The sequence below is a fragment of the Enterobacter cloacae complex sp. 6730903 genome, assembly GCF_048283985.1.
Lineage (GTDB): Bacteria > Pseudomonadota > Gammaproteobacteria > Enterobacterales > Enterobacteriaceae > Enterobacter > Enterobacter hormaechei_C.
Window position 1 is genome coordinate 1 of record NZ_JBLVXX010000160.1, and the last position, 535, is coordinate 535.

Here is a 535-nt window from a genome sequence, read left to right on the forward strand (position 1 = left end):
GCGTGACACCGATGACAGCACCAGCCAGATGCTGCAGAACAAAACGCAGGTGCAAGCGATTACTGAGGTGATCGATGCTCGCCTGCGATATCCACACACAGCGCTGTTGTACGTGTCCTTTAACGCAAAGTCATTCAACAACATCCCTAAGATTTCCTGCATGCCGAAGGGGCGCATCATCCGAATCCCTTCGAACTATGATCCAGTAGCGCGGACTTATAGCGGAACATGGGACGGCACGTTTAAATGGGGCTGGACGAATAACCCGGCGTGGATTTGGTTCGATGTTCTGACTGAGCCGCGCTTCGGTCTTGGGCGCCGCGTGACGCCAGAAATGCTAGATAAGTGGGAACTCTATCGCATCGCCCAGCGCTGCGACCAGAAGGTACCCGACGGGAAAGGCGGAAGCGGTACCGAGCCACGCTTCATGTTTGACGTTTACATCCAGTCCCAGGCTGATGCCTGGCAGGTGATTAAAGATATTGCCGCGGGCTTCAACGGAATGACTTTCTGGGGCAACAACATGTTCAATGTT

1 pseudogene is annotated in these 535 nt (G+C 54.0%); it reads left to right on the forward strand.

The window, feature by feature from the left end:
• A pseudogene (locus ACNQ0W_RS25340) lies at nt 1-535 on the forward strand (host specificity protein); the annotation flags it as partial.